This is a genomic window from Xanthomonas sp. DAR 35659, assembly GCF_041242975.1.
GTDB lineage: Bacteria > Pseudomonadota > Gammaproteobacteria > Xanthomonadales > Xanthomonadaceae > Xanthomonas_A > Xanthomonas_A medicagonis.
The window spans coordinates 124,931-147,632 of the sequence record NZ_CP162488.1 but is presented as its reverse complement, the minus strand read 5'-3'; the positions used below and the strand labels follow the sequence as shown (position 1 = coordinate 147,632).

Here is a 22,702-nt window from a genome sequence, read left to right as displayed (position 1 = left end):
CGGACCACGATCGGCCCTACGCGCGGTGAGGGCCGGCGCGCGAGTGCGCTCAGGCCGGCGTCGGCATCCTGGACGGGGTGCGACCGGCCCACACCTCCGGCCCGGCCTGGCAGTAGCGCGCGATGAACGCCTCCTGCGACGGCATGCGCGCCACCGCGTCGTCGATGGGCTGGCGGATCGCGTCGAGGAAGCGCTGCAGTTCCCGGTCCGGCAGCGCGCGCGCCAGCAGGTGATGCTGCGTCGGCACGATGCCCTGGCCGAGCAACACGTGGATCCACGAATCCACCCGGAACAGCTCGTCGCTGCCCTGCCAGGCGTGCGCGCGTTCGCGCCAGGCGCGCAGCCGCTGCTGCAGCGACTCGGGCAGGGCCATCTCGCGGCAGGCCTGCCACATCGGCTCGTCGCGCTGGTTGGCGTGGTAGTGCAGGATGATGAAATCGCGCACGTGCTCCATCTCGGCGCGGCTGACCTCGTTGTAGATGTCCACCATCGACGGGGCGATGCCGTCGGTCGGGAACAGGGTGATCAGCCGCATCACCGCGGCGATGGTGAGGTGGATGCTGGTCGATTCCAGCGGCTCGATGAAGCCGCTGGCCAGGCCGAGCGCGACCACGTTCTTGTTCCAGGCCTTGAGCCGGCGGCCGCTGCGGAACGGCACCAGCCACGGCTCCTTGATCGCCGGCGCGGCGGCGTCGTGCAGGAGCTTGGCGCGCGCTTCGTCGTCGGACATGTGCGCGCTGGAGAACACCAGCCCGCAGCCGACGCGATGCTGCAGCGGAATGTGCCAGCGCCAGCCGGCGGCGTGGGCGATGGCGCGGGTGTACGGCACCGGCGGCGCCACCGCCTCGGTCTGCACCGCCACCGCGCGGTCGCACGGCAGCCACTGCTTCCAGTCCTCGTAGCCGCTGTGCAGGGTCTGCTCGGTCAGCAGGCCGCGGAAGCCGGTGCAGTCGATGAACAGATCGCCCTCGAGCAGGGTGCCGTCTTCCAGCAGCAGCGCCTGCACGAAACCGCTTTCCGGATCCTGCCGCACCTGCTGGATCTTGCCTTCCACGCGCTTGAGCCCGTGGCGCTCGGCGTGGCGGCGCAACAGGCCGGCGTACAGCCCGGCATCGAGGTGATAGGCGTAATTGACCGGCGGCGTCTGCTGCAACGCGAAGCGGTCCACGCGCGAAGCCACCGTCTCCAGGCAATAGTCGCCCAACTCCGACGGCATGCCGCGCCGCTGCGCCTCCAGCCAGAAGTGATGGAACGCGCAGACCAGGGTGCTTTGCCCGGTGATGCCGAACGGATGCAGATAGCGCTCGCCCGGCCGGCGCCAGTTCTCGAAGGAGATGGAGAGCTTGAAGGTGCCGGCGACGGTGTGCAGGAACTCCTGTTCGTCGATCTGCAGGAAGCGGTGGAAGCTGCGGATCGGCGGCACCGTGGATTCGCCGACGCCGACCGTGCCGATCTGCTCGGACTCGACCAGGGTGATGTCCAGCAGGTCGCGGAACTGGTGCGCCAGCGCGCTGGCGGCGATCCAGCCCGCCGTGCCGCCGCCCGCGATCACCACCTTGCGTATCTGGGCCATGGGCTCGTCTCTCCTGCGCTCGTGAATGTGGGGGCCGACCGCGCGATCGCGCGCGGTCAGCGGTTGAGCCTGGCCAGCAACATCGCGCGCAGCTGCCGCGCGCGCGCGTCGTCGATCGGCCCCAGTACCTGCCGCGCCTGTTCCGGCAGATGCGCGCCGGCGCGCTCGGCCGGCCCGAACACGTAGTAGTCGAACACTGCACGCCACGCCGCCTTCTCCGCCGGCGGGCGGTCGCGCAGCGCCCACAGCGCGTGGTACAGCGCCGGCAGCGGCGGCGGCAGCCAGGCCGGCACGCTGCTCCACCAGTAGTTGACCAGCACGTTGAACGGCTCCAGCCCTTCCACGTGGTGCCACCACAGCCCGGGCAGGAACAGCGCATCGCCCGGTTCCAGCACCGCGCTGCGGCCATGCGCCAGCGCCTCGCGGAAACGCGGGTAGCGGTCGAAATCCGGTGCGGCGAAATCCACCACGCTGATCGCCTGCCCACCCGGCGTAGGTTCCAGCGGACCGGGGTAGAGATTGCCGATCTGATCGGGCGGGAACACGGTGAAGCGGCGCCGTCCGACCGCGCAGCAGGCCAGGTTGTGCGGCGCGTCGTAGTGGCAGGAGGCGGTGATGCGGTTGCCGATCCAGATGCTCGGCCGCGTCTGCACCCAATGCGCGGCGAAGTCCACGTCGTTGCCGGCACGAAAGCCCGGCAGGGCATCGTCCACCGGCAGCGAGGCCAGGTAGTAGGCCGGCGGCCGCGGATCGTCCTGGTGCGCGGCGATCTCCTCGAGCAGGCCCGACAGGTCGCCGCGCCGCACCTCGAAGTTCAACGCGGTGAAGTCCTCGTTGTAGAACGGCCGCCCGGCGATGTCCGGCGCGCCGTAGGAATACTGCAGCGCGCATCCGTTGCTGTGCCCGCGCAGCAGGTCCATCGCCGCGTCGGCGCCGCGCAATCCGGCCTGGACCAGCGTCCACTCGTGCACCAGCCCACGCAACACCACCGGTTCGCCGGCCTCCAGCAATTCGGCCAGCGGCAGCGCCGTGGCTCGGCAGTCGCTGCGTTCGGCGATCGCCGCCAGGTCCGCCACGACGCTCAGGCGGCCTGCCCGGCGGCGGCCGCGGCGGTGTCCAGCGCTTGCAGGCGACGCTGCTTCTCGGCGATCAGCCGGCGCATGTTGTGCAGCGAGGCCAGCAACAGGTAGGCCCCTTCCAGGTAGCCGGCCTGGTGCAATCCGTGCAACGACGCCGCATCCAGCGCGGCCAGCCGCTCGCGGTCGATGCCGTACAGTCCGGCCAGGTGCACGTTGTGCGCCTGCCCGAGTTGCACGTCGATGCGCAACGGCTGGATCAGCCCCAGCGCATCGAAGGCGGCGAACATCGCATCGCCGCCTTCCACGCCGTCGCGGATGCCGCGCAGCACGGTGATGATGTGCTCCAGGTACGGGCTGTGTCCGCCCTGCGGCAGGAACACCCGCTCGCCTTCGCCGAAGCTCACGCGCGGGTGGTCCAGATCGACATGGATCACCGGCTCGCGGCGCAGCTGCCCGTCCTCGTACTGCTCCTGGAAGCCGATCAGGAACGGCCCCTTGGCGACGATGCCCGGCAGGTAGGCGGCATTCCAGCGCTCGCCGTGCAGGAACAGGTTCTCGTGCTGCTCGAAGCCCAGCAATGCCACCGCCTGGTAGCCGTCCCCGTCCGCCCGCTTGCGCAGCAGGATCGGATACTCGCGCTGCAGTTCGGCGAACTCGGTGGGAAACGCCTGGACCACGCCGGTGGCGTCGCCGAACTCGGTACCGAAGCGCAGGATCACGCGCAGGTCCTGGTGGGCGACGTTGTTGAGCAGTTCGTAGCGGGCCATCTGGTCTCCAGCGGGTCGGTGACGATCGGCGGCGGACGCCGCGCCACGCGACCATTGCAGCAAAGCGCCGCGCCCGCAAGACGCGGTGCGGCGCACGCGCGTTGCCGCACGCGGCCACCGCCGCGCGCGGCCGGCCGGACTCAGAAGTTGTAGCGCACGCCCAAGGTATAGCGCGGGCTCTGGTCCAGCACCTTGATCACCTGCTTCTTCGAGCGTCCGTGCCAGCGCACGTCCTCGCTGGTGATGTTGATCGCCTCGAAACCGATCGACAGGTTGTCGGTGATGGCGTAGCTCACGCTCAGGTCCAGTTGCTGGTACGGCTCGACGTAGTACGGGTTGCGGTTGGACCCGTCCTGGTTGGCCGCGATCAGGTATTCGTCGCGCCAGTTCCAGGCCAGGCGCGCGCTCCAGCCGTACTTCTCGTACATCAGCATGACGTTGGCGGTGTCGCTGAGGCCGAGCAGCGCGAACTGGTCGCGGTCGAGCACGGTGTTGTCGAAGCCGACGTCGCCCTTGACGATGGTGTAGTTGGCGTAGACGCCGAAGCCGGTATCGCCGAAGAAGTACTGTCCGCCCATTTCCCAGCCGTGGATCTTGGCCTTGTTCTGGTTGACCGGGCGCGACACGTCGAACTCGTACAGCGGGTCATTCGGTGCGGCGACGATGTCGTAGGCATTCTCCAGCGCCAGGCTCTGCGCCGAGCTGCCGTTGTACGCACCGAGTCCGCCGGTGGCCGCGGCGTTGCGCAGCAGCGCCATCGCCGAGAACAGCGAGGTGTCGTTGGCCGAACAGGCCGCGGCCACGTCGTTGCCGGCGGCGCCGACCTGCGCGGCGCAGGCGCCGCTCTGCAGGAAGGCCAGCGCCGCCTGCGCGTCCGGCCCGGAGGTGGGATCGCGCAGGCCGTACAGGTTTTCGCGGGTGACGCTGGTGCCGATGAAGTTGGACACGCGCTTGTCCCAGAACGTCAGCGAGACGTAGCTGGCATCGGCGAAGTACCACTCCAGCGCCAGGTCCAGGTTGTTGGATTCCAGCGGATCCAGGCTCGGGTTCTGGGCACTGCCGGACGCACGCGTGGACGGATTGATCAGGATCGAGCCGCTCGGCGTGCCCGGCGTCGGCCCGGCAAGCAGGTTGCTGTACGGGGCGCGCGCGATGCTCTGCCCGAACGAGGCGCGGGCCTTCAGTTCGTCGGTGAGGTTGATGCTGAAATCCAGGTTCGGCAGCACGTAGCTATAGCTGTGCTTCTCGCTGAACGGCTGCACTTCGTCGGAACGCAACAACTGGAAGTCGTTGTTGGCCTGCCACTCCAGCGCGGTCGGGGTCGCGACCTGCGAGGTGGAGACCACATCGGTCTTCTCGTAGCGCACGCCGATGCGGGTATTGGTGGTCATGCTGCCGAGCGTGCCGTCGAATTCCAACTGCATGTACGCGGCGCGGGTCTTTTCCTCGACCTGGTTGTCGGCGCTGAACAGCGGGTTGTAGCGCGTGGTCGCGCCGTAGGCGTTGCCGGCCCACTGCGCCAGTTGGTCGGCGTTGCCGCGCCAGGCATGCGGCGCGGCGCCGGAGGCATTGAAGTCCTTGAACATGCCGGTGATCCCGACCGGCTGCAACAGCGCCAGCATGCCCGGCTCGTTGCCGGCATTGGCCACGCCCCAGTCGCCCAGCGCCGAATAGGTATCGCTGGTGCGCCGGTTCATGGTGGTCTTGGCGCTGTCCACGCCGAACTGGAAGCGGCCGTTGTCGAAGTCGAACTGGCCGTCGACGCGCCCTTCCTTCACCTCGGTCACCTGGCTCTGGTAATAGATGCGCAGCACTTGCGAACCGATTTCGGCCGGACTGAAGTCCTGGTTGAGCAGGCCGTTGGTCCCGGCGATCGAATCGGCCGCGGTCGGATACCAGGTGCGCGCGCCGATCGGCAGGCTGTTGTTGAAGAACAGTTCCTGCGCCCACTGCCCGCCGCACTGGGTGCCGCTGGTGCAGTTGTTGGTGCCGGCGTAGCTGAGATAGGTGGCGCTGCCGCCGGTGACCGGATCGTTGGGCAGGCTCTGCGTCTTGGAGTTGTGCGCATCGAAGGTCAGGCGCAGGCGGTCGGTGGCCTGCCAGTCGGCGTTGAAGCCCAGCGAGCCGAGCTTGTACTTCTGCATGTTGCGCTGCTGCTCCATGCCGAAGTCCTTGGCGCCGTTGGGCACGTCGCGCAGGTACACCGGGGTGGCCACCGCCTGCCCGGTGTCGAACACCAGGTCGGTGAAGCTGTTGGCGCGCTGCAGCCAGATGCCCTGCTCGCCGCGGTCCTCGCGGATCTCGTTGCTGGAGTAGGTGTAGTCCAGGGTCAGGGTCAGCGCGTCGGTCGGCGCGAACTGCAGCACCGCCTGGCCGTTGAGGCGCTCGCGCTCGAAATCGGCGAAGGCATAGCGCAGGTCGTTGGGCATGCCGTAGAGCTGACCGATCGCCGGCGCGTTCTGCACGTTGGCGTCAGGGCGCAGCGCCGGATCGGTGCCGGTCCAGCGCTGGATGTTCCAGGCATTTTCGGTCGCCTGTACCGAGCCGCCGCGGCGCTTCTGGTAGCTGCCGCTCAGGCCGATGCCCCAGGTCTTGTCCGGGTTGGTGTAGCTGAAGATGCCGGACACTTCCGGCGTGACCTTGTTGTCGAACGGCTGCGAATCGTCGTAGGCGGCCTTGACGCCGGCGCTGGCGACCACGCCGTTGTGATTGAACGGGCGGTCGGTGAGGATGTTGATGGTGGCGCCGATGCCGCCGCTGGGCGCATTGGCGCGGCTGGTCTTGTACACCTCCAGGCCGGTGATCGCCTCGGAGGCGAGCTGGGCGAAGTTGAACGCGCGGGTGCCGCCGTCCACGCCGCCGATCGGCACCGCGCCCGGCGCGCCGAACGCGTCGGCGCCGGGAATCACGCGGCCGTTGAGGGTGACCGCGTTGAACTGCGGGCCGAAGCCGCGCGCGGTGACCTGCGCGCCTTCGCCGTCGCGGCGCTCGATCGAGATGCCGGTGATGCGCTGCAGCGATTCGGCCAGGTTGGTGTCGGGGAACTTGCCGATGTCCTCGGCGCTGATCGCATCGACCACGCCGGCGTTGTCGCGCTTGATCCCCATCGACTGGTTGAGGCTGTTGCGGATGCCGGTGACGCTGACCGTGTCCAGGGTGGTGGCGTCGGTCGAGGACGAGGACTGGCTGGTCGGGGTCGGGGTCTGCGCCTGGGTCTGCGGCGCCTGCTGGGCGAACGCCGGATTGATCACCAGCACCCCGCCGACGAAGGTGAACATGGCCTTGGAGCGGAACTTCTTCAACTGCTGACGCATCAGAATGTCCTCGGTGCTGGAGTCGGACGGACATCGCCGTCCGCGGCGTACGACGCGGCGAATGCCGACGTCGAAGCGGTCCCTGGTACGTGACACGCATCGCTGCATGCCTGCATGTGATCCCCTACTGCTCGATCGATGGATGAATCGCGCCTTCCCCCCGAAAGGTGCCGGGCGCGCCATCGCGCACCCACCCACTTTGCGATCCGGGCGCTGGCACAGCCGCCCGCTACAACGAATGCCGGTACCCAACGCGAAACGGAACCGTGCGGCCTGGCCGCGGCGCTCGCCGCGTCAGCTCTTGCCGGATCGTGATAGCGCTATCACCGACCGCGCAAACCTAATCCGGTGTGCCAGCGTTTGTCACCGTGCGGCGCAACAAAGCAACGTGACGTAGACATTCGCTGAGATGCGGACCACGGTGTAAGCGTTATCAGTGATGGACGTTGCGCAAAACGGCCGCGCGGCGGTCATCGCCAATGCGGGATGGCGCGCGGTGTGCGCGACGTTGCGAAGCCGCTTGAGCGCTGCGATCCGGTTGCGGCGTTGCCTCGAATCCGCGGACCGCCGGGCGACAACGCCTGACAGCGCGATAGCGCGCGTGGCGTCGGCAGAGACCAAGACACATCACCGCCGGGGACTGGGTGTCGCATGCCTGGCCGCTGCGCGCGTTCGCGGCGGCGCTGTAAACGCTCTCATCGAGAGACGACGATGCCGGCACATCCACGGCCTCGCGCAACAGCGATGGCGCGATGCCGCAACGCGCGCGGCCAGTGCCGGCGCGCCGCGGCCGTTCGCTCAGTCCAGCACGCGGCAGAACACCGCCTTCAGGTACCGCGATTCCTGCACGTGGGCCATGAACGGATGGTCGGCGCCGGCGCCGGCCACCTTCAGGATCTGGATGGTGCGGCCGGAGAAGTACGCGGCGCGGCGCAGCATGTCCAGGAACTCGTGCTCGGCGACCAGGCCGGTACAGGAGAAGGTGGCGAACAGGCCGCCCGGCGCGACCACCCCCAGCGCCAGCTTGTTCATGTCCAGGTACTTCTTCAGCGCCGGGATCACCTGGTCGCGGTCGCGGGTCATCTTCGCCGGGTCCAGGATCACCACGTCGTACCGGTCGCCGCGCGCGGCGGCATCGCGCAGGTACGGGAAGATATCGGCCTGCACGAACTTGGGCCGCACGTCGTTGAGGCGGGCGTTGCCCTTGGCGATCTCGATCACGTCCTCGTCGATGTCCACGCCGACCACCTCGGTGGCGCCGCGGACCTTGGCGTAGACGGCGAAGCCGCCGGTGTTGCAGCACAGGTCGAGCACGCGCTTGCCCTCCACCTGCTGGCTCAGCCACTGGCGGTTCTCGCGCTGGTCGGCGAAGAAGCCGGTCTTGTGCGCGCCGGCCGGATCGGCGCGGAAGCGCACGCCGTATTCGCTGATGATCGCCGGCTCCGGGCGCTCGCCGCTGCTGGACACCGGCCGGTAGTCGAAGCTCTCCTGCTTCTGCACGTGCTCCTCGGCGAAGCTGTAGAAGCGCGCGCCGGGGAACTGCGCGCGCAGCGCGGCGTAGATCCACTCGCGGTGGCGGAACATGCCGGCGCTGAAGAACTCCACCACCAGCAGGTCGCCGTAGCGGTCCACCACCAGGCCGGACAGGCCGTCGCCCTCGGCATGCACCACGCGCCAGGCGTCGCTGACCGCGTCCAGCTTGAGCACGTCACGGCGCAGCGACACCGCCTCGGCGATCTTGCGCGCGAACCAGGACTCGTCGACGGCGATGTCCGGATGGGTCTCGAGGATGCGCACGGCGATGCGCGAGTGGCCGTTGTAGAAGCCGCGGCCGATCCACGCGCCGTCCACCCCGACCACGTCCACCAGCGCGCCCGGCTTGGGCTTGGCGGCGGGTTTTTCGACCAGTTTCTGGAAGATCCAAGGATGGCTGGAGCGCCAGGCGTTCTTGAGGCGGACTACGGGCAGGGGACTATTCATGAACGCCATTGTAGCCGCCCACATTGACGGCACCGCCGGCAGCGGCAAGAATGCGCGCAGAAGGGGAGTAGCTCCCGACGTTGTCGCCGTCAATTCGAGCCCGCGGGCTCCGGTGCAACGGCAGCCGGTCCATCGGCTGCGAGCGAGACCTTCGCCGCAGTGGCGAAGGCACCCTCTGGACGACATCCGTCGTCTCCGTCCGGAACGCCTCCGCCGCCGCGGCCCCGAGGTTCCCTGTTCATAGACGGAAAATCCCCAATGGAAACGATAGGCAACGTGTGGTTGTGGGGCGGCTTCGCGATCGTGGTGATCGTGGCGCTGCTGGCGGACCTGGTGCTGATGCGCCACGGCGGTCCGCACAAGGTCACCTTCAAGGAGGCGCTGTGGTGGAGCCTGGGCTGGATCGCCCTGGCGCTGGCGTTCAACGCCGGCCTGTGGTGGTACCTGCGCGAGACCATCGACGTGGCCACCGGCAACCAGTACGGGCTGGAGTTCCTGACCGGCTACCTGGTCGAGAAGTCGCTGGCGGTCGACAACATCTTCGTGTTCCTGATGATCATGAGCTACTTCGCGGTGCCGGAGGAGCAGCGCCAGCGCGTGCTGGTGATCGGCGTGCTCGGCGCGATCGTGCTGCGCGCGGTGATGATCTTCGCCGGCTCGGTGCTGCTGACCAAGTTCCACTGGCTGCTGTACGTGTTCGGCGCGTTCCTGCTGCTGACCGGCATCAAGATGTGGTTCTCGGCGGGCAAGGAGCCGGACCTGGAGGCCAACCCGGTGCTGCGCTTCATGCGCAAGCACCTGCGCCTGACCCCGCAGTACCACGGCAACGCGCTGAGCGTGACCCAGGAGGGCAAGCGCTGGTTCACCCCGCTGTTCGCGGTGCTGATGCTGATCGCGATCACCGACGTGATCTTCGCGGTGGACAGCATCCCGGCGATCTTCGCGATCACCACCGACCCGTTCATCGTGCTGACCTCCAACGTGTTCGCGGTGCTGGGCCTGCGCGCGATGTTCTTCCTGCTGGCGGGCATGGCCGACCGTTTCCACCTGCTGCCCTACGGCCTGGCGATCGTGCTGGTGTTCATCGGCACCAAGATGCTGATCATCGACCTGTACAAGATCCCGGTGCTGGTGTCGCTGCTGGCGGTGGCGGTGGTGATCGGCGCGACCATCGTGCTGAGCCTGCTGCGTCCGGCCAAGCCGGCGCACTGACCCGGCGCCGGCGCCGCGGCCGCGGATTGTCCCGCGGCCGCGGCCAGTCCCTCCCACCGGCGGCGCCTTGCCTTGTGCGCCAGGCGCCGCCATCCAGGGATCCATGGACACCTCTTCGCTCTCCACGCCCCCGCCCGAGCACGAGGCGCAGGGCCGTTTCGACCGCGCCCGGATCCTGCGCGCCTTCAATGCCAGCCTGGCCCTCGTCGCGTTGCTGGTGGCGGTGTTCGCCAGCCAGGGCCTGTTCGACTGGCGGCCCTGGTCGGTGGGGCCGCAGCAGGCCAGCGGCCTGCTCGGGCTGCTGACGGCGCCGCTGCTGCACGGGTCGCTGGAGCACCTGGCGGCCAATGCCGGCGCGCTGCTGATCCTGGGCACCCTGGCCGGCAGCGTGTATCCGCGCGCCACCCTGGCCGGGCTGCCGTTGCTGTGGCTGGGCGCTGGCCTGGGCGCCTGGCTGCTCGGCGACCCCGGCAGCCATCACCTGGGCGCCAGCGGCGTCACCCACGGCCTGTTGTTCCTGGTGTTCTTCCTGGCGCTGCTGCGCCGCGACCGCGCGGCGATCGCCGCCAGCATGATCGCCTTCCTGTTCTATGGCGGCATGCTGGTGACGGTGCTGCCGCACGAGGCCGGCGTGTCCTGGCAATCGCACCTGGGCGGCGCGGTGGGCGGGGTGATCGCGGCGCTGCTGCTGCGCCACCGCGACCCGTTGCCGCCGCGCCAGCGCTACAGCTGGGAAGACGAGGAGGAGGACACGCTGGTGCCGCTGGACCAGGAACTGGAACCGCCGCCGCCGGCGCAGGTGCCGGTGCTGTGGCAGCCTGCGCCACCGCCGCGCGGCGTGGTGCTGCGTTTCCCGCCGCGCGAGGAGCGCGACGGGGGCTGAGGCCGGGATGGATGCAGCCAGCCTGGGCTAGCACACGCGGGAGCGACTTCAATGCGCCTCTGACAACCTGCTTCCGCCATACATCGAGTCAGATGCTATTTTTCCTTGTAGGATCGGCTTTAGCCGCGACGAAGCGTTCCCGGTAACGCCTGTCGCGGCTAAAGCCGCTCCTACAGAAAGCTTCCGACGTCATTAGAGGTGCCCTTACGTCGCGACGGGGCCTTCTCGTGAAGAGCCGTCGCGACGGAAGCCGCTCCCACACCACATCGAACGCCTGACGCCCGATGCATCCGCCCTGGCACCGTGCGGCGGGCCGTACACTGATCGGCCCGCCTTCGCTGTCCGAGTTCGCATGCCCGTGTCGCCCACCTGCCGTTTCCGCTTCGTCGCCGTCGTGTTGGCGCTCGCCCTGGCCGCCTGCAGCGGCCCCGCGCTGCGTGCGCCCTCGCCTGTGGCGGCCAAGGCGGTGGGCTATCTGCCTGCCGCGGCGGTCCCCGACAGCTTGCAGCTGTTGCCGCCGCCGCCGGCCGAGGGCTCGCCCGGCGAGGCGCTGGATCTGGCGGTCAACCGCGAGGCATTGGCGCTAGGCGGCAGCGCGCGCTGGCAGCAGGCCTCGCGCGACGCCGATCTGCGCTTTCCGAGCGGTGCCGGCCAGTTCGCCTGCGCGCTGGGCGTGACGATCGATGCGCAGCGCACCCCGCACCTGTACACCCTGTTGGAGCGCAGCCGCATCGACGCCAGCGCCGCCACCAAGGCGGCCAAGCGCCAGTACCAGCGCGCGCGGCCGTTCCTGCGCAACCAGCAGGCGGTCTGCACCCCCGACGACCTCGACGACCTGCGCCAGAGCGGCTCCTATCCGTCGGGACACAGTGCCATCGGTTGGGCCTGGGCGCTGACCCTGAGCGAGATCGCGCCCGAGCGCGCCGATGCGCTGATCGCGCGCGGCCGCAACTACGGCGAGAGCCGGCTGGTGTGCAACGTGCATTGGCAGAGCGACGTACTCGCCGGCCGCTTCATGGGCGCGGCCACGGTGGCGCGGCTGCACGACGACCCGGGCTTCCGCGCCGACCTGGAAGGCGCGCGCAAGGAGATCGCCGCCGCCCGCGCACACGGCCTGGCGCCGGCCAAGGATTGCGCGGCGGAAGCCGAGACGTTACAGGTACGGCCCGCCAGCGCGCTGTAGGCGCTGCGGTGATCGATCGGCCGGCCTGTCGCTGAAACCGCCCCGCGAGAAGGGGTCGCCTGCCCCACGCCAGCGCCGCGAGGCGAAACGCCCGGCCACGCCGGGCGCTTCGTTCGGACGGCGGCGCGGTGGCCGCCTCAATCGAAGCGGTAGACGACCTCGGCAGCCACCTCGCGCCCCACCGGATTGGACACGCAGTAGGCGAAGCCACCGCACCACTTGTCCTGATAATGATCGTTGAGGATGTTGTTGACGTAGACGTTCAGGCGCAACGCGTCCGTGGCCTGATAGCCGAGGCTGGCGTTCCAGTAGATCCGGTCCTGGTTGTAGTAACCCACCAGCTCGCTCTTCTGTCCGTAACTGATGCTGCGCTCGCCCGCCGCGTTCGTGCGCAGATCCGTGCAGTCGGTGGCCACGTCCGGACGGAAGCCATTGGGCAGCGCGGTGCAACCGCCGAAGCGGTCGCTGCGGGTGCCCGCGGTCCAGTCCACGTACAGCACCGCGGTCCACGGATCCAGGGTCCAGGTCGCGCTGGCGCGTCCGCGGTAGCGGATCTGGCGTTCGCGGTCGCGGGTGTTCTCGAACAGATCGCCGTCGAACTGCGCGTACTTGTAGGTCAGCTGCCGGGTGTAGTTGAGCGCGAAGTCGAAATTGCCCAAGCGCGCGGTCTGCACGCTGTAGCGCGAGGCCAGATCGACACCGCTCACGCTTTGCTTGGCGCGGTTGATCGGGCCGATCTCCACGCGGGTCACCACGCCGTCGGCGTCGCGCGTCACGCGGCTGCGCTGCAGGTCGCACAGCGCCTGGCTGGGCGGGGTCCGCGCCGGCTTGTCCGCCGGCTGCTGCCCGGTGATGCAGTACGCCTCGTCCAGCAACACCTGGTCGGCGCCGACGTCGTCGATCGCATCCTCGATGTTGATCCGCCAGTAGTCGACACTGAGCGAGAAGCCGTCGAACGCGTCCCAGACGAAGCCGTAGGTCAGCGAGTCGCCGGTTTCGTACAGCAGATCCTGCGAGCCCTGCCGGGCGATCACGGGATTGTCGATGTGGTACGGGTCGCCATCGCCGCCGGGACAGTTGCTGGTCTGGCGGTTGGGATCGGTCAGGCAGGCCAGGTAGTCGACCTGGTCGGCCACGCTTTCGCTGGGGTCGGCATAGACGAAGTGCATGTCCGGCGCGCGGAAGCTGGTGGCATAGCTGCCGCGCAGCAGCAGGCTGGTGAACGGACGCCACTCCAGGCCGGCGTTGTAGGTGGTGGCGGCATCGTCGGCGACCGCGTCGTAGCGATCGTAGCGACCGGCGGCCGACAGGATCAGGTTCTTGAGCAGGGGAATCTTGAATTCCACTCCGGCCGCATAGCGCTTGCGCTCGCCGCCGCCCGTCTCGACGTTGCCGAACGGCGTTTCGTACACGGGGTTCAGGCCCAGGGTGTTGGGGTCGGGGGTCAGCTTGTAGCCCTGCTCCGCGGCTTCCAGCACCCCGGCAAAGCCGATCGGGCCGGCCCAGCCTTCGAACAGATCGCCGCTGAGCACGGCGCTGGCCTGGCTGAGCCAGGTCCGCGCCTTCTTGTCGCCGATCGCGCGGATGCCTTCGTAGTCGTTGCGCGACACGGGATTCCATAGCCGGTTGTAGCCGGGGGCATGGATCTCCAGGCCGCTCGTCGCATCGATGCCCAGCGACGGGCCCAGGAAGAATTCCGAGGCGCGCGGGTTGTGGATGATCGGGAAGCGCTCCTGGATCTCGTATTCGGCGCGGCCGGCCATCACTTCCCAGTCGAAGCGATCGCCGAACACGGTGCCGCGCAGGCCGACGCTGAAATCCCAGTTCTTTTCCTTGGACTTGGTCAGCGCACTGTCCTCGCCGCCGATCTCGCCCGGGGCGAAGTAGCGCAACAGGCTGCGGCGCTGGCCGCTGTCGCGGTCGATGTAGTCCGGGCTGGCCCAGGCCGGCATGAAGGTATTGCTCTTGCCGGTCGAATCCCAGTAGCCGTAGGTCGCCCAGGCTTCGACGTCGCCGAACTGCTTGGTGCCGTACAGATACAGCGACAGGTCCTTGCTGCCGTTGCGCAGCGTCCAGTGCTGGAACGCGGCACGATTGGCGCACTGCCAGCCGGTGTCGGTCTGCGCCCCGTTGAAATCGTTGTAGGTGATGCGGTTGTGTTCGTAGAACTCGCCGTCGAACTGATCGCAGGCGCCGCTCGGCGGGCGAATCCGCACATTGTTGGTCACGTCGAAGAGGCGGATGCCGGCCTGCGGCGTATTGGTCGCAGTGTTCTGCCGCACGCCGCCGTAGCTCCAGTTGCGGCGCGGCGAATCCGATTCCTCGTCCATGAAGGGGCGTTCGTGCGACCACAGCGGTTTGCGGTCGAAGTACTGCATCGTGTAAGCGACGCTCCAGTCCTCGCCGTGGCGGCCTCCGGACCAGGACACATCGCGGACGTCGCGCCCGCCCTCGGTGGTGGTGCCGTAGCGCGCGCGCAGGGTGTCGCCGTCGATGTCCTTCTTCAGGATGACGTTGACTACGCCGGCCACCGCATCGGACCCGTAGATCGCCGAGGCGCCGGTGGACAGCACCTCGATGCGATCGACGATGCCGGTGGGGATGTTGTTGTAGTTGGCGAAGTTGCTCTTGCCCTGGTACGGCATGGGGTAGTCGGCCACACGGTGGCCGTTGATCAGCAGCAGGCTGCGGCCGGGGCCGAGATTGCGCAGGTTCAGCGGACTGGCGTTGACCGAGCTTTGGCCCCAGTCGTAGTCGTTCTGCACGTTGCCGGTGACCTCGGTGAGCGAGCCGAGCGCTTCGTACACCGTGGTGAAGCCTTCCTTCATGATCTGCGCGCCGGTGATCACCGTGACCGGCGCCGGTCCCTCGACCTCCGCGCGCTTGATGCGCGAACCGGTGACCATGATCGAGTCGAGCGTCCTCGCCTTTTCATTGCTCCCGGCCGCGGCGGACGGGTCGGTCCGTTCCGCGGGCGGTGGCGGCGCGTCCTGCGCCAGCGCGGCTAACGGCGAAAACAAGGCCATGGCGAGCGCGCTCGCCATGGCGGTGCGATGCAGTGTTGAGCAGTGCATGTGTCCCCTCCGACGTTGAAAGGCCTACACGGTCCGACACGCTGGACAGGTCCCCCCGATTGCCGCGTTGGCTCGAGGTGGAGACATGTCGGCCGTGTGTCATCGATCCCCCGGGGGCGAACATACGCTAGATAAACAAACGATAAATGTGATGCGCGTTGGTGTTTGGAACGATCCAAGCCATCGAGTCGAAGCTCCAGCGAGTTGCGGCCTGCGCGCGTTGGGGGTCACGTCCGCTCGGTGCGACAAGGCGATGGCTGCGTTCGCCCGCCCGGTGCTCGTCCGCCGCAGCCTGCCTGCAAGGCGCGACTTCGGCCGGAGCGGCCGCACCTGTTCGCGCGCATGTCGCGTTGCGTACCGTCGCAGCGTGCCATCGCCCCCGAGGCGGCCTTCCGCCAGCCGTCCCCATGCCTTGAGACAGATGCGGACGTCCCCGGCGCACGGGCTAGACTCGGCACGCATTTTTCGCCCATCAGGAGCTTCGCCATGACCCAGTGGTACTTCCTCACCGGCAGCGAACAGGCGCGTTCCGGCCCGCTCGACGACGCCGACGCCATCGCCTTCGCCCGCACCCATCCGGCCGCGCTGGCCTGGCGCCAGGGCCAGAGCGGCTGGAAGCCGGCCAGCCAGATCGACGAACTGCGCGACACCAACGCGGCCGGCCTGCCGCCGGATCTGCCGCCGCCGCCCGGCGCCGGCGGCCGCGCCGACGAGATCGACTACCGCATCGTCGGCCACGAGATGCAGTTCGTGGAGATCGAACTGGATCCGGGCGAGAGCGCCGTGGCCGAGGCCGGCGCGCTGATGTTCAAGGACGCGGCGGTGCAGATGGACACCGTGTTCGGCGACGGCTCCAACAGCCAGGGCAGCGGCCTGATGGGCAAGCTGTTCTCGGCCGGCAAGCGCCTGGTCACCGGCGAGAGCCTGTTCACCACCGTGTTCACCCACCAGGGCCAGGGCAAGGCCAAGGTCGCCTTCGCCGCGCCGTATCCCGGCACGGTGCTGGCGATGAAGCTGGACCAGCACGGCGGCCGCCTGATCTGCCAGAAGGACAGCTTCCTGGCCGGCGCGCGCGGCGTGTCGCTGGGCATCCACTTCCAGCGCAAGATCATGACCGGCCTGTTCGGCGGCGAGGGCTTCATCATGCAGAAGCTGGAAGGCGACGGCTGGGTGTTCGTGCATGCCGGCGGCTGCGTGGTCGAGCGCGAGCTGGCCGCCGGCGAACGCCTGGACGTGGACACCGGCTGCGTGGTCGCGTTCCATTCCACGGTGGACATGGACGTGCGCCCGGTCAGCGGCATCAAGAGCATGTTCTTCGGCGGCGAAGGCATGTTCCTGGCCACGCTGACCGGCCCTGGCAAGGTGTGGCTGCAGTCGCTGCCGTTCTCGCGCCTGGCCGGGCGCATGTTCGCCGCCGCGCCGCAGGGCGGCGGGCAGAACCGCGGCGAAGGCTCGGTGCTGGGCGGCTTCGGGCGGATCCTGGACGGCGACAACAACTTCTGAGGCCACCCCGTGCCGCCGCGCTCGCGGCGGCACGGGTATGCGGCGCGAACGCCGCCTATCCCGGGACGACCGCCGCCAGCAGTTCGTCGCGCAACCACTGCTCCAGCACCCGCCCGACGACGGCCGGATCGTCGCTGGGCGCGTGCCGGCACAGCGCACCGAACGCCAGTCCGGCACGCGCGTCGCGCAGCATGCGCGCCTCCAACGGCAGCATGCTCTGGAAACAGGGCGACAAGCCCTTGCGCCAGACCCGGATCACCGTCGCCGCCGGCAACCGCACTGCGGCCGGCGGCTTGAGCGCTTCGGACAGCGCGCGCCAGATCGCGGCGGCGTTGCTGCGCATCCGTCGGCTGCGCAGCGTCGGCACGAAGCGCAGGCGCGCCTGCTCCCAGTCCAGGCCAGTCAATGTCGTGAATGTCACCGGCGCTGCGTCGACCCCATCGAAACAGCGGCGCAAGGCCAGGTCGAGCCAGGCCAGGTCCTCGATCTCCGGCCGCTCGGGATGGCATCTGCCAAGGTAGGCACCGAACCGGTCGCCGTAGGCGCCGATGTTCCAGGCCGACGGGGGATGCTGCGCCACGTAGCCGGCCGCGGCCGCGTCGAACGCGGCGTCGCCCAGCCAGGCCAAAGTGATGGCGTAGGTGTCGCGCAACGCGTCGCCGAGCTGCGCGCGGTAGGCGTGCCGATACACGCGCAGGCCGGCACGCTGGCGCGTGTCCAGGCAGGCATCCGCATCGGCCGCGGGGTCGCGCAGCCAACCCGAGAAGCGACGCTGCAACGCCAGCAGGCTCATGCGGCCGCGCGCACCGCGCCGGCGGCGATGCCGCGTGCGATGTCCAGTTCGTCCAGCAATTCGGCCAGCGGCGGAATCCGGTCGTCGCGCTCGATCATGCTCGCCATCGGGCCGATGCGCCGGCATACCGCCGCGTACAGCGCCCACACCGGATCGCAGATCGGTTGGGCGTGGGTATCGATCAGCAGCTCGCGGCCCTGGCTATGCCCGGCCAGATGCACCTGGCGTACGCGCTCCCACGGCAACCCATCCAGATAGGCCTGCGGATCGGCGCCGTGGTTGACCGCGCTGACATAGACGTTATTGACGTCGAGCAGCAGATAGCAGCCGGTGCGCGTGCACACCTCGCGCAGGAATGCGGCTTCGCTCATGGTGGCGCCTGCGAAGGCCAGGTAGGTGGACGGATTTTCGAGCAGCAATGGCCGCTCCAGCACATCCTGGGCATGGGCGATGTTGGCGCAGACGACGTCCAGCGCTTCGCCGTCGTAGGGCAGCGGCAGCAGATCGTGCGTGTTGAACCCGCCGACCGCGCTCCAACTGAGGTGATCGGACACCCACAACGGACGCACGCGTCGCGCGAGGCGCTTGAGCCGCAGCAGATAGTCGCGGTCAAGCCCATCGGCCGAGCCCAGCGACATCGACACGCCGTGCAGCGCCACCGGGTAACGCTCGCGCACCCGGTCCAGCACGTGCAGCGGGCGGCCGCCGGACACCATGAAGTTCTCCGAAATCGCCTCGACGAAATCCAGCGCGGGCGGCTCCTCCAGATAGCGCGGATAGTGCGGCGGGCGCAGGCCCAGCCCGAAACCGTGGAAAGGCGCGATCGTGTCCATCCGCTGCAGAGTCTCGTTCGTCGTCCCGACCGGGGCGCGCGGCACCGGCCGGAACAGGGCGCCGCGTCAGGCGGCGGGCGCGGTCGGCGAGCCGCCGGCCGAGGTGCACTGCTTCACCGTCACCTCCTTGAAGCCCTGGCCCTTGCACGCGTTCTGGCCCTTGCACTCGTGGCTGCCGGATTTGCAATCGGACTGGCCCTTGCAGCTGTTGATGCCATAGCAGGCGACGAGCTTGGCATCGCCCTTGGCGGCGGCGCTGGCGGTGACCGGAACGCTCGCGGCGGCGATGGCGAGCAGGGCGGCGGTGGCGGCGAAGCCGGTAACGGGATGGTTGGCGATCATGGAGATTCCTCGAGGATGGACGCATGCCGGAATGGCAGCAGGTACTTCGCCGCAAGCGCCGCCGCGGTTACAGCGCGATGCGACCGTCATGCGATGCGCAGCAACCGGTCCAGCGACAGGCGGCCGGCGCCGCGCAGCAGCAGGTACGCCAGCAGCGCGGCCCAGCTCAAGTGCGTGGGCCAGGCATCGGGATAGACGAAGATTTCGATCACCGCGGTCATGCCCAGCAGGGCCAGCGCCGACAGCCGCGTGCACAGGCCCAGCACCAGCAGCAGCGGGAACAGGTGCTCCGCGTAGGCGGCCAGGTGCGCGGCCAGTTCCGGCGCAAGCAGCGGCACGCGGTAGTCCTCGCGGAACAGCGCATAGGTGCTGTCGGTGATGGTCAGCACGCCGCTGACCTTGGTGCGTCCGGACAGGAAGAAGATCGCGGCGATCGACAGCCGGAACAGCAACGCCAGCGCGGAATGGCCGATCGCCTGCGAGGCGGCGCCGGCCAGGCGGTTCCAGCGCGCGCGCAGGCCATGCGGAGGGAGGATGGAGGTCATGGACGTCCTTGCATGGAAGCAGGGGTGAGGGAACGGAACGCGCCGCTGCTCAGCAACGCCGCAAACGTGTCGGCCAGTGCGAACGCGGGATCGGCCTGCTGCGCCTGCGCCGCCGCGTCCTGCAGCGTGGCCCCGCGCTGGCAGGCCTCCAGCAGCACGCAGCCGCCCCGGTCCAGCGCCTGCCAGCGCACCTGGCCGTCGCGTCGCAGCAGCAGTGCGCCCTCGCCGGCCCAGGCCAGGTCGTCGGGCACGGATACCGCGTCGCGCTGCGCGCACCAGATCGAATACACCGGCAGCCCGGCGAACCAGTGCCAACGCGCGCTCGGATGCAGAGCCAGGCGCGCGCCCGCCAGGTGTTCGGGCGGCAAGGCGGCCACGGACTGCGGATCGAGGACGGCGGCATCGGCTGCGACATGCGCCTCGCGCCAGCTGCGATCCAGTTGCGCCACCCCCGGCAGGTAGGGCAGCTGCCCGGCCTCGGGGAGCGCGGCGAGGAACGCATCGAAGTCGCCGCCGTAGTGCAGCAGGCGCACGTCGTCCGGGGGACAGCGCCGAGCGTAGGCGCGCGCCGTCGCCTCGAACCATGCCGCTCCCACCAGCCGTTGCACGCTCGGAAAGTTCGCTTGCAGCGCATCGACGCAGGCGCGCAGCACGCTGTTGCGATGGATGCGCAATCCCGGTTGCGCGACCAGTCCGCCGGCGTCGTCATCGGCGTACAGCGCACGGACGAATGCGTCCTGGAAGTGCGTCAGCGCGCTCATGCGCACGCGCGCCGGTCGATGGCGGCGCGCTCCAGCAGCCGCTGCGCGCGCTCGCGCTCGCGCAGCAGCACGGCGAAGTCGGGCAGCTTGTCGTCGCGCTCGATCAGCGTCGGCCGCGGTCCGGCCTTCTCCAGGAAGTCCGCATACAGCGCCCATACCGCGTCGTGCACCGGCGCATCGTGCGAATCGATCAACAACGCCTGGCCGTCCACCGCGTCCTCGGCGTGCCCGGCCAGGTGGATTTCCACCACCGCGTCGGCGGGGAACGCGTCCAGGTAGGCATGGGCGTCGTAGCCCAGGTTGTGCGCGCTGACGTGTACGTTGTTGAGGTCCAGCAGCAGCCGGCAGCCGCTGCGGCGTACCAGTTCGGCCAGGAAGTCGGGTTCGCTCCACGCATGCCCGGGCAAGGCCAGGTAGTGGCTCGGGTTCTCGATCGCGAGTGTGCGTCCCAGCGCGTCCTGCGCCTTCTGCACGTTGGCGACGACGCGCGCCAGCGCCGCGGCGCTGCGCGGGATCGGCAGCAGGTCCGGATGGTAGCGGCCGCGCCAGGCCGACCAGGCCAGGTGCTCGGACACCTGCCACGGCCGGACCCGCTCGGCGAGCGCGGCCAGGCGGCGCAGGTGCAGCGCATCCGGATCGGCATCGGCCGCCAGCGACAGCGACACGCCGTGCAGCGCCAGCGGATGGCGCGCGGCGATCGTCTCCAGCCAGGCCAGGCGCGGGCCGCCCTGGACCAGGTAGTTCTCCGGATGCACCTCGAACCACAGTCCCGGCGCAGGGCAGTCCAACGCCTGCGCGTAGTGCTGCGGCTTCAGGCCGATGCCGGCGCCGAGCTGCATGGCCGCGGCGCCGCGCTCAGGCACCGACCGGAGCGAGCGTGCCGTGGCCCTTCGGCGTCTTGATGCCGACACAGGTGCCCGCCGGCACGTTCTTCCAGGCGTTGCCCTGGTAGTCGCGCTTGGACGTGCCCGCGCAGCTGGTGCCGGCGCCGGCCTTGCAATCGTTCTGGCCGGCCTTGGCGATGCCGTAGCACTTCTCCATCGGCTTGGGCGGGGCATGCGGGTCCGCGGACTGCGCCATCGCCGCGCCGGCGACGAGGGCGGCCAGGGTCAGGGCGAGCGAGGCGGCGTTGTGGCTCTTCATGGGACTGCTCCTGTGGCAGGGATCGAAGGGAAGCAACCGGATCGCGACCGCGGTGCGGCCGGATCCTCCCAGCATTCGCCACAAGCGCCGCCGCGGTTACAGCCGCGCGCCGATCGAAAAAAGCGCGTGGCGGTTGTAACCGCCGGCGCGACTCCGGCGAACTACCGTCGCAATGACCACCGACCGGAAACAGCAGTGAATCGCCAGACAGGGGGAACCGCCGCGCCCGGAACGCCTGCGCCTGCGCCACCCTCCGTCGTGGCGGCGGGCCCGCGCGCCGGCCTCGCTCGGCCGGCACCGGTTGGTCTGGGCGTTGCCTGCCTGGCGCTGGCGCCAGACGTTGCCGCGACCGTGGCGGCGGCCGCTGGGCGCGGGATGCGGGGCCTGCGGGCAGGCCAGCGCGGGCGTATCGTGGTGGTCCGGCGACCGCCCGGCCGCCTTGGAGCGCAGCGCATGCCCATCCGTGCTTCCCGCCATGCGCCCGGCCCTGCCGCCGGCGGCAGGGCGCGATGAGCCGCCTGGACGCGCTGCAGGCGGTGGAAGCGCGCCTGCATCTTCTATTCGTGGCCGGCCTGGACGGCGACGCGCGCGGCTATCGCACGTTCCTGGACGAACTCAGCGCGCACCTGCGCGGCTTCCTGCGCCGACGCCTGAGCCAGGCACCGGACGACGTCGAGGACATCTTGCAAGAGACCCTGCTGGCCATCCACAACAGCCGCCACACCTATCGCCGCGGCGAACCGCTGACCGCATGGGTGTATGCGGTCGCCCGCTACAAGCTGCTGGACTTCTACCGGGCGCACGCACGCAAGGGGCCGCCCCCCTTACCGCTGGACGCCGCCACCGAGCTGTTCGCGTACGTGGACGACGCCCCGGCCCACGCCCGCCACGAGATCGGCCGGCTGCTGGAGCAATTGCCGGACCGGCACCGCCTGCCGATCGTGCACGTGAAACTGCAAGGCCTGTCGGTCAGCGAGACCGCCAGGTTGACCGGCATGTCCGAATCGGCGGTCAAGGTCGGCGTGCATCGCGGACTCAAGGCGCTGGCGCTGAAGATCAGGAGTGCGACATGAAGACCGAAGAACTGATCGCGCTGCTCGCGCGCGAGCCGCTGCAGGTGGACCGGCACGCCTCCGCGCGGCGCTTCGCGCTGGCGCTGCCGTGCGGACTGCTGGGAGCGCTGCTGCTGATGGGCGCGGTGTTCGGCATTCGCCCGGATCTGGCCGCCGCCGCCGGCCAGCCGGCATTCTGGGCCAAGCTGGGTTTCGCCGCCTGCCTGGCCGCCGGTGCCGGCGTGGTCACCTGGCGCCTGGCGACGCCGGGCCGGAGGGTCGGCGCCGCGGCCATCGCGATCGGTGGCCCGGTCGTGGCGGTGTGGCTCGCCGCCATCGCGGTCCTGTGGACGGCGCCGGCGGAACTGCGCCTGCCGTTGCTGCTGGGGCAGAGTTGGCACAGCTGCCCGTTCAACATCGCGTTGCTGTCGGTCCCGACCTTCGCCAGCGTGTTCTGGGCCTTGCGCGGCCTGGCGCCGACCCGCCTGCGCGCGGCCGGCGCCGCCGGCGGGCTGCTGGGCGGCGCGCTGGCGACGATGGCCTATTGCCTGCACTGCCCGGAGATGGCGGCGCCGTTCTGGGCGCTGTGGTACGTGCTGGGGCTGGCCCTGCCGACCCTGCTCGGCGCCGCGCTCGGTCCGCGGCTGCTGCGCTGGTAGCCGGCG

At 69.5% G+C, this 22,702-nt stretch carries 19 protein-coding genes; 6 read left to right on the top strand and 13 right to left on the bottom strand.

Features of this window, described 5'->3' with window-relative positions; translation table 11 throughout:
• Positions 1 to 49: 49 nt before the first annotated feature.
• From AB3X07_RS00720 to AB3X07_RS00700, 5 genes are all read right to left on the bottom strand, one after another.
• The gene (locus AB3X07_RS00720) at positions 50 to 1,573 is read right to left on the bottom strand and encodes a tryptophan halogenase family protein (protein ID WP_369941854.1); all 1,524 of its coding nucleotides are present in this window, start codon (positions 1,571 to 1,573) and stop codon (positions 50 to 52) included.
• A gap of 56 nt (positions 1,574 to 1,629) precedes the next feature.
• Entirely contained in the window at positions 1,630 to 2,649 is a 1,020-nt protein-coding gene (locus AB3X07_RS00715; protein WP_369941852.1) for a cupin-like domain-containing protein, read from the bottom strand.
• 5 nt (positions 2,650 to 2,654) lie between these two features.
• Positions 2,655 to 3,419 (bottom strand): SapC family protein, encoded by a 765-nt coding sequence (locus AB3X07_RS00710; protein ID WP_369941850.1) that lies wholly within the window; start codon positions 3,417 to 3,419, stop codon positions 2,655 to 2,657.
• Between the two features lie 140 nt (positions 3,420 to 3,559).
• A complete protein-coding gene (locus tag AB3X07_RS00705) occupies positions 3,560 to 6,733 on the bottom strand; it encodes a TonB-dependent receptor (RefSeq protein ID WP_369941848.1) in 3,174 nt (1,057 codons plus the stop codon).
• Positions 6,734 to 7,531: 798 nt separating this feature from the next.
• Positions 7,532 to 8,713, bottom strand: a complete 1,182-nt coding sequence (locus tag AB3X07_RS00700; RefSeq protein WP_369941846.1) for a class I SAM-dependent rRNA methyltransferase — start codon at positions 8,711 to 8,713, stop codon at positions 7,532 to 7,534.
• Between the two features lie 258 nt (positions 8,714 to 8,971).
• On the opposite strand from AB3X07_RS00700, the gene AB3X07_RS00695 reads away from it, so the two are divergent.
• From AB3X07_RS00695 to AB3X07_RS00685, 3 genes are all read left to right on the top strand, one after another.
• Positions 8,972 to 9,925 (top strand): TerC family protein, encoded by a 954-nt coding sequence (locus AB3X07_RS00695; protein ID WP_369941844.1) that lies wholly within the window; start codon positions 8,972 to 8,974, stop codon positions 9,923 to 9,925.
• A gap of 103 nt (positions 9,926 to 10,028) precedes the next feature.
• The gene (locus AB3X07_RS00690; protein ID WP_369941842.1) at positions 10,029 to 10,808 is read left to right on the top strand and encodes a rhomboid family intramembrane serine protease; all 780 of its coding nucleotides are present in this window, start codon (positions 10,029 to 10,031) and stop codon (positions 10,806 to 10,808) included.
• A gap of 352 nt (positions 10,809 to 11,160) precedes the next feature.
• Positions 11,161 to 11,991 (top strand): acid phosphatase, encoded by an 831-nt coding sequence (locus AB3X07_RS00685; RefSeq protein WP_369941840.1) that lies wholly within the window; start codon positions 11,161 to 11,163, stop codon positions 11,989 to 11,991.
• Positions 11,992 to 12,128: 137 nt separating this feature from the next.
• Here the strand turns inward: AB3X07_RS00685 and AB3X07_RS00680 are convergent, their stop codons facing one another.
• The gene (locus tag AB3X07_RS00680) at positions 12,129 to 15,065 is read right to left on the bottom strand and encodes a TonB-dependent receptor plug domain-containing protein (protein ID WP_369941839.1); all 2,937 of its coding nucleotides are present in this window, start codon (positions 15,063 to 15,065) and stop codon (positions 12,129 to 12,131) included.
• Positions 15,066 to 15,551: 486 nt separating this feature from the next.
• Between AB3X07_RS00680 and AB3X07_RS00675 the strand changes: the two genes are divergently transcribed.
• Positions 15,552 to 16,568 (top strand): TIGR00266 family protein, encoded by a 1,017-nt coding sequence (locus AB3X07_RS00675; protein WP_369941837.1) that lies wholly within the window; start codon positions 15,552 to 15,554, stop codon positions 16,566 to 16,568.
• 55 nt (positions 16,569 to 16,623) lie between these two features.
• On the opposite strand, the gene AB3X07_RS00670 is transcribed toward AB3X07_RS00675, so the two are convergent.
• The 7 genes from AB3X07_RS00670 to AB3X07_RS00640 form a co-directional block, all read right to left on the bottom strand.
• The gene (locus AB3X07_RS00670; RefSeq protein ID WP_369941835.1) at positions 16,624 to 17,361 is read right to left on the bottom strand and encodes a putative DNA-binding domain-containing protein; all 738 of its coding nucleotides are present in this window, start codon (positions 17,359 to 17,361) and stop codon (positions 16,624 to 16,626) included.
• Positions 17,358 to 18,194, bottom strand: a complete 837-nt coding sequence (locus AB3X07_RS00665) for a DUF692 domain-containing protein (RefSeq protein ID WP_369941833.1) — start codon at positions 18,192 to 18,194, stop codon at positions 17,358 to 17,360. Before AB3X07_RS00665 ends, AB3X07_RS00670 begins: the two co-directional genes overlap by 4 nt.
• A gap of 66 nt (positions 18,195 to 18,260) precedes the next feature.
• Positions 18,261 to 18,536, bottom strand: coding sequence for a hypothetical protein (locus tag AB3X07_RS00660; protein WP_369941831.1), 276 nt, complete (start codon positions 18,534 to 18,536; stop codon positions 18,261 to 18,263).
• A gap of 86 nt (positions 18,537 to 18,622) precedes the next feature.
• A complete protein-coding gene (locus AB3X07_RS00655; RefSeq protein WP_369941830.1) occupies positions 18,623 to 19,081 on the bottom strand; it encodes a DoxX family protein in 459 nt (152 codons plus the stop codon).
• The gene (locus AB3X07_RS00650) at positions 19,078 to 19,842 is read right to left on the bottom strand and encodes a putative DNA-binding domain-containing protein (protein ID WP_369941828.1); all 765 of its coding nucleotides are present in this window, start codon (positions 19,840 to 19,842) and stop codon (positions 19,078 to 19,080) included. Before AB3X07_RS00650 ends, AB3X07_RS00655 begins: the two co-directional genes overlap by 4 nt.
• Positions 19,839 to 20,681, bottom strand: a complete 843-nt coding sequence (locus tag AB3X07_RS00645) for a DUF692 domain-containing protein (protein WP_369941826.1) — start codon at positions 20,679 to 20,681, stop codon at positions 19,839 to 19,841. The genes AB3X07_RS00650 and AB3X07_RS00645 overlap by 4 nt, the downstream gene beginning before the upstream one ends.
• Before the next feature lie 16 nt (positions 20,682 to 20,697).
• On the bottom strand, positions 20,698 to 20,985 hold the full coding sequence (locus AB3X07_RS00640; RefSeq protein WP_369941824.1) for a DUF2282 domain-containing protein: 288 nt from the start codon (positions 20,983 to 20,985) through the stop codon (positions 20,698 to 20,700).
• A gap of 509 nt (positions 20,986 to 21,494) precedes the next feature.
• Between AB3X07_RS00640 and AB3X07_RS00635 the strand changes: the two genes are divergently transcribed.
• Together AB3X07_RS00635 and AB3X07_RS00630 are read left to right on the top strand one after the other, a co-directional pair.
• Complete coding sequence (locus tag AB3X07_RS00635) at positions 21,495 to 22,058, top strand: sigma-70 family RNA polymerase sigma factor (RefSeq protein ID WP_369941823.1); 564 nt, start codon at positions 21,495 to 21,497, stop codon at positions 22,056 to 22,058.
• Positions 22,055 to 22,696, top strand: a complete 642-nt coding sequence (locus tag AB3X07_RS00630) for an NrsF family protein (RefSeq protein WP_369941821.1) — start codon at positions 22,055 to 22,057, stop codon at positions 22,694 to 22,696. Before AB3X07_RS00635 ends, AB3X07_RS00630 begins: the two co-directional genes overlap by 4 nt.
• The last annotated feature ends 6 nt before the right edge of the window (positions 22,697 to 22,702 follow it).

Excerpts from the sequence above, each read along its gene's own strand:
- AB3X07_RS00690 (WP_369941842.1), top strand. The coding sequence starts at position 10,029 with ATGGACACCTCTTCGCTCTCCACGCCCCCGCCCGAGCACGAGGCGCAG.
- AB3X07_RS00670 (WP_369941835.1), bottom strand. The coding sequence starts at position 17,361 with ATGAGCCTGCTGGCGTTGCAGCGTCGCTTCTCGGGTTGGCTGCGCGAC.
- AB3X07_RS00650 (WP_369941828.1), bottom strand. The coding sequence starts at position 19,842 with ATGAGCGCGCTGACGCACTTCCAGGACGCATTCGTCCGTGCGCTGTAC.
- AB3X07_RS00705 (WP_369941848.1), bottom strand. The coding sequence starts at position 6,733 with ATGCGTCAGCAGTTGAAGAAGTTCCGCTCCAAGGCCATGTTCACCTTC.
- AB3X07_RS00660 (WP_369941831.1), bottom strand. The coding sequence starts at position 18,536 with ATGATCGCCAACCATCCCGTTACCGGCTTCGCCGCCACCGCCGCCCTG.
- AB3X07_RS00710 (WP_369941850.1), bottom strand. The coding sequence starts at position 3,419 with ATGGCCCGCTACGAACTGCTCAACAACGTCGCCCACCAGGACCTGCGC.
- AB3X07_RS00675 (WP_369941837.1), top strand. The coding sequence starts at position 15,552 with ATGACCCAGTGGTACTTCCTCACCGGCAGCGAACAGGCGCGTTCCGGC.
- AB3X07_RS00700 (WP_369941846.1), bottom strand. The coding sequence starts at position 8,713 with ATGAATAGTCCCCTGCCCGTAGTCCGCCTCAAGAACGCCTGGCGCTCC.
- AB3X07_RS00635 (WP_369941823.1), top strand. The coding sequence starts at position 21,495 with ATGAGCCGCCTGGACGCGCTGCAGGCGGTGGAAGCGCGCCTGCATCTT.
- AB3X07_RS00640 (WP_369941824.1), bottom strand. The coding sequence starts at position 20,985 with ATGAAGAGCCACAACGCCGCCTCGCTCGCCCTGACCCTGGCCGCCCTC.
- AB3X07_RS00645 (WP_369941826.1), bottom strand. The coding sequence starts at position 20,681 with ATGCAGCTCGGCGCCGGCATCGGCCTGAAGCCGCAGCACTACGCGCAG.
- AB3X07_RS00695 (WP_369941844.1), top strand. The coding sequence starts at position 8,972 with ATGGAAACGATAGGCAACGTGTGGTTGTGGGGCGGCTTCGCGATCGTG.
- AB3X07_RS00720 (WP_369941854.1), bottom strand. The coding sequence starts at position 1,573 with ATGGCCCAGATACGCAAGGTGGTGATCGCGGGCGGCGGCACGGCGGGC.
- AB3X07_RS00680 (WP_369941839.1), bottom strand. The coding sequence starts at position 15,065 with ATGCACTGCTCAACACTGCATCGCACCGCCATGGCGAGCGCGCTCGCC.
- AB3X07_RS00655 (WP_369941830.1), bottom strand. The coding sequence starts at position 19,081 with ATGACCTCCATCCTCCCTCCGCATGGCCTGCGCGCGCGCTGGAACCGC.
- AB3X07_RS00685 (WP_369941840.1), top strand. The coding sequence starts at position 11,161 with ATGCCCGTGTCGCCCACCTGCCGTTTCCGCTTCGTCGCCGTCGTGTTG.
- AB3X07_RS00665 (WP_369941833.1), bottom strand. The coding sequence starts at position 18,194 with ATGGACACGATCGCGCCTTTCCACGGTTTCGGGCTGGGCCTGCGCCCG.
- AB3X07_RS00630 (WP_369941821.1), top strand. The coding sequence starts at position 22,055 with ATGAAGACCGAAGAACTGATCGCGCTGCTCGCGCGCGAGCCGCTGCAG.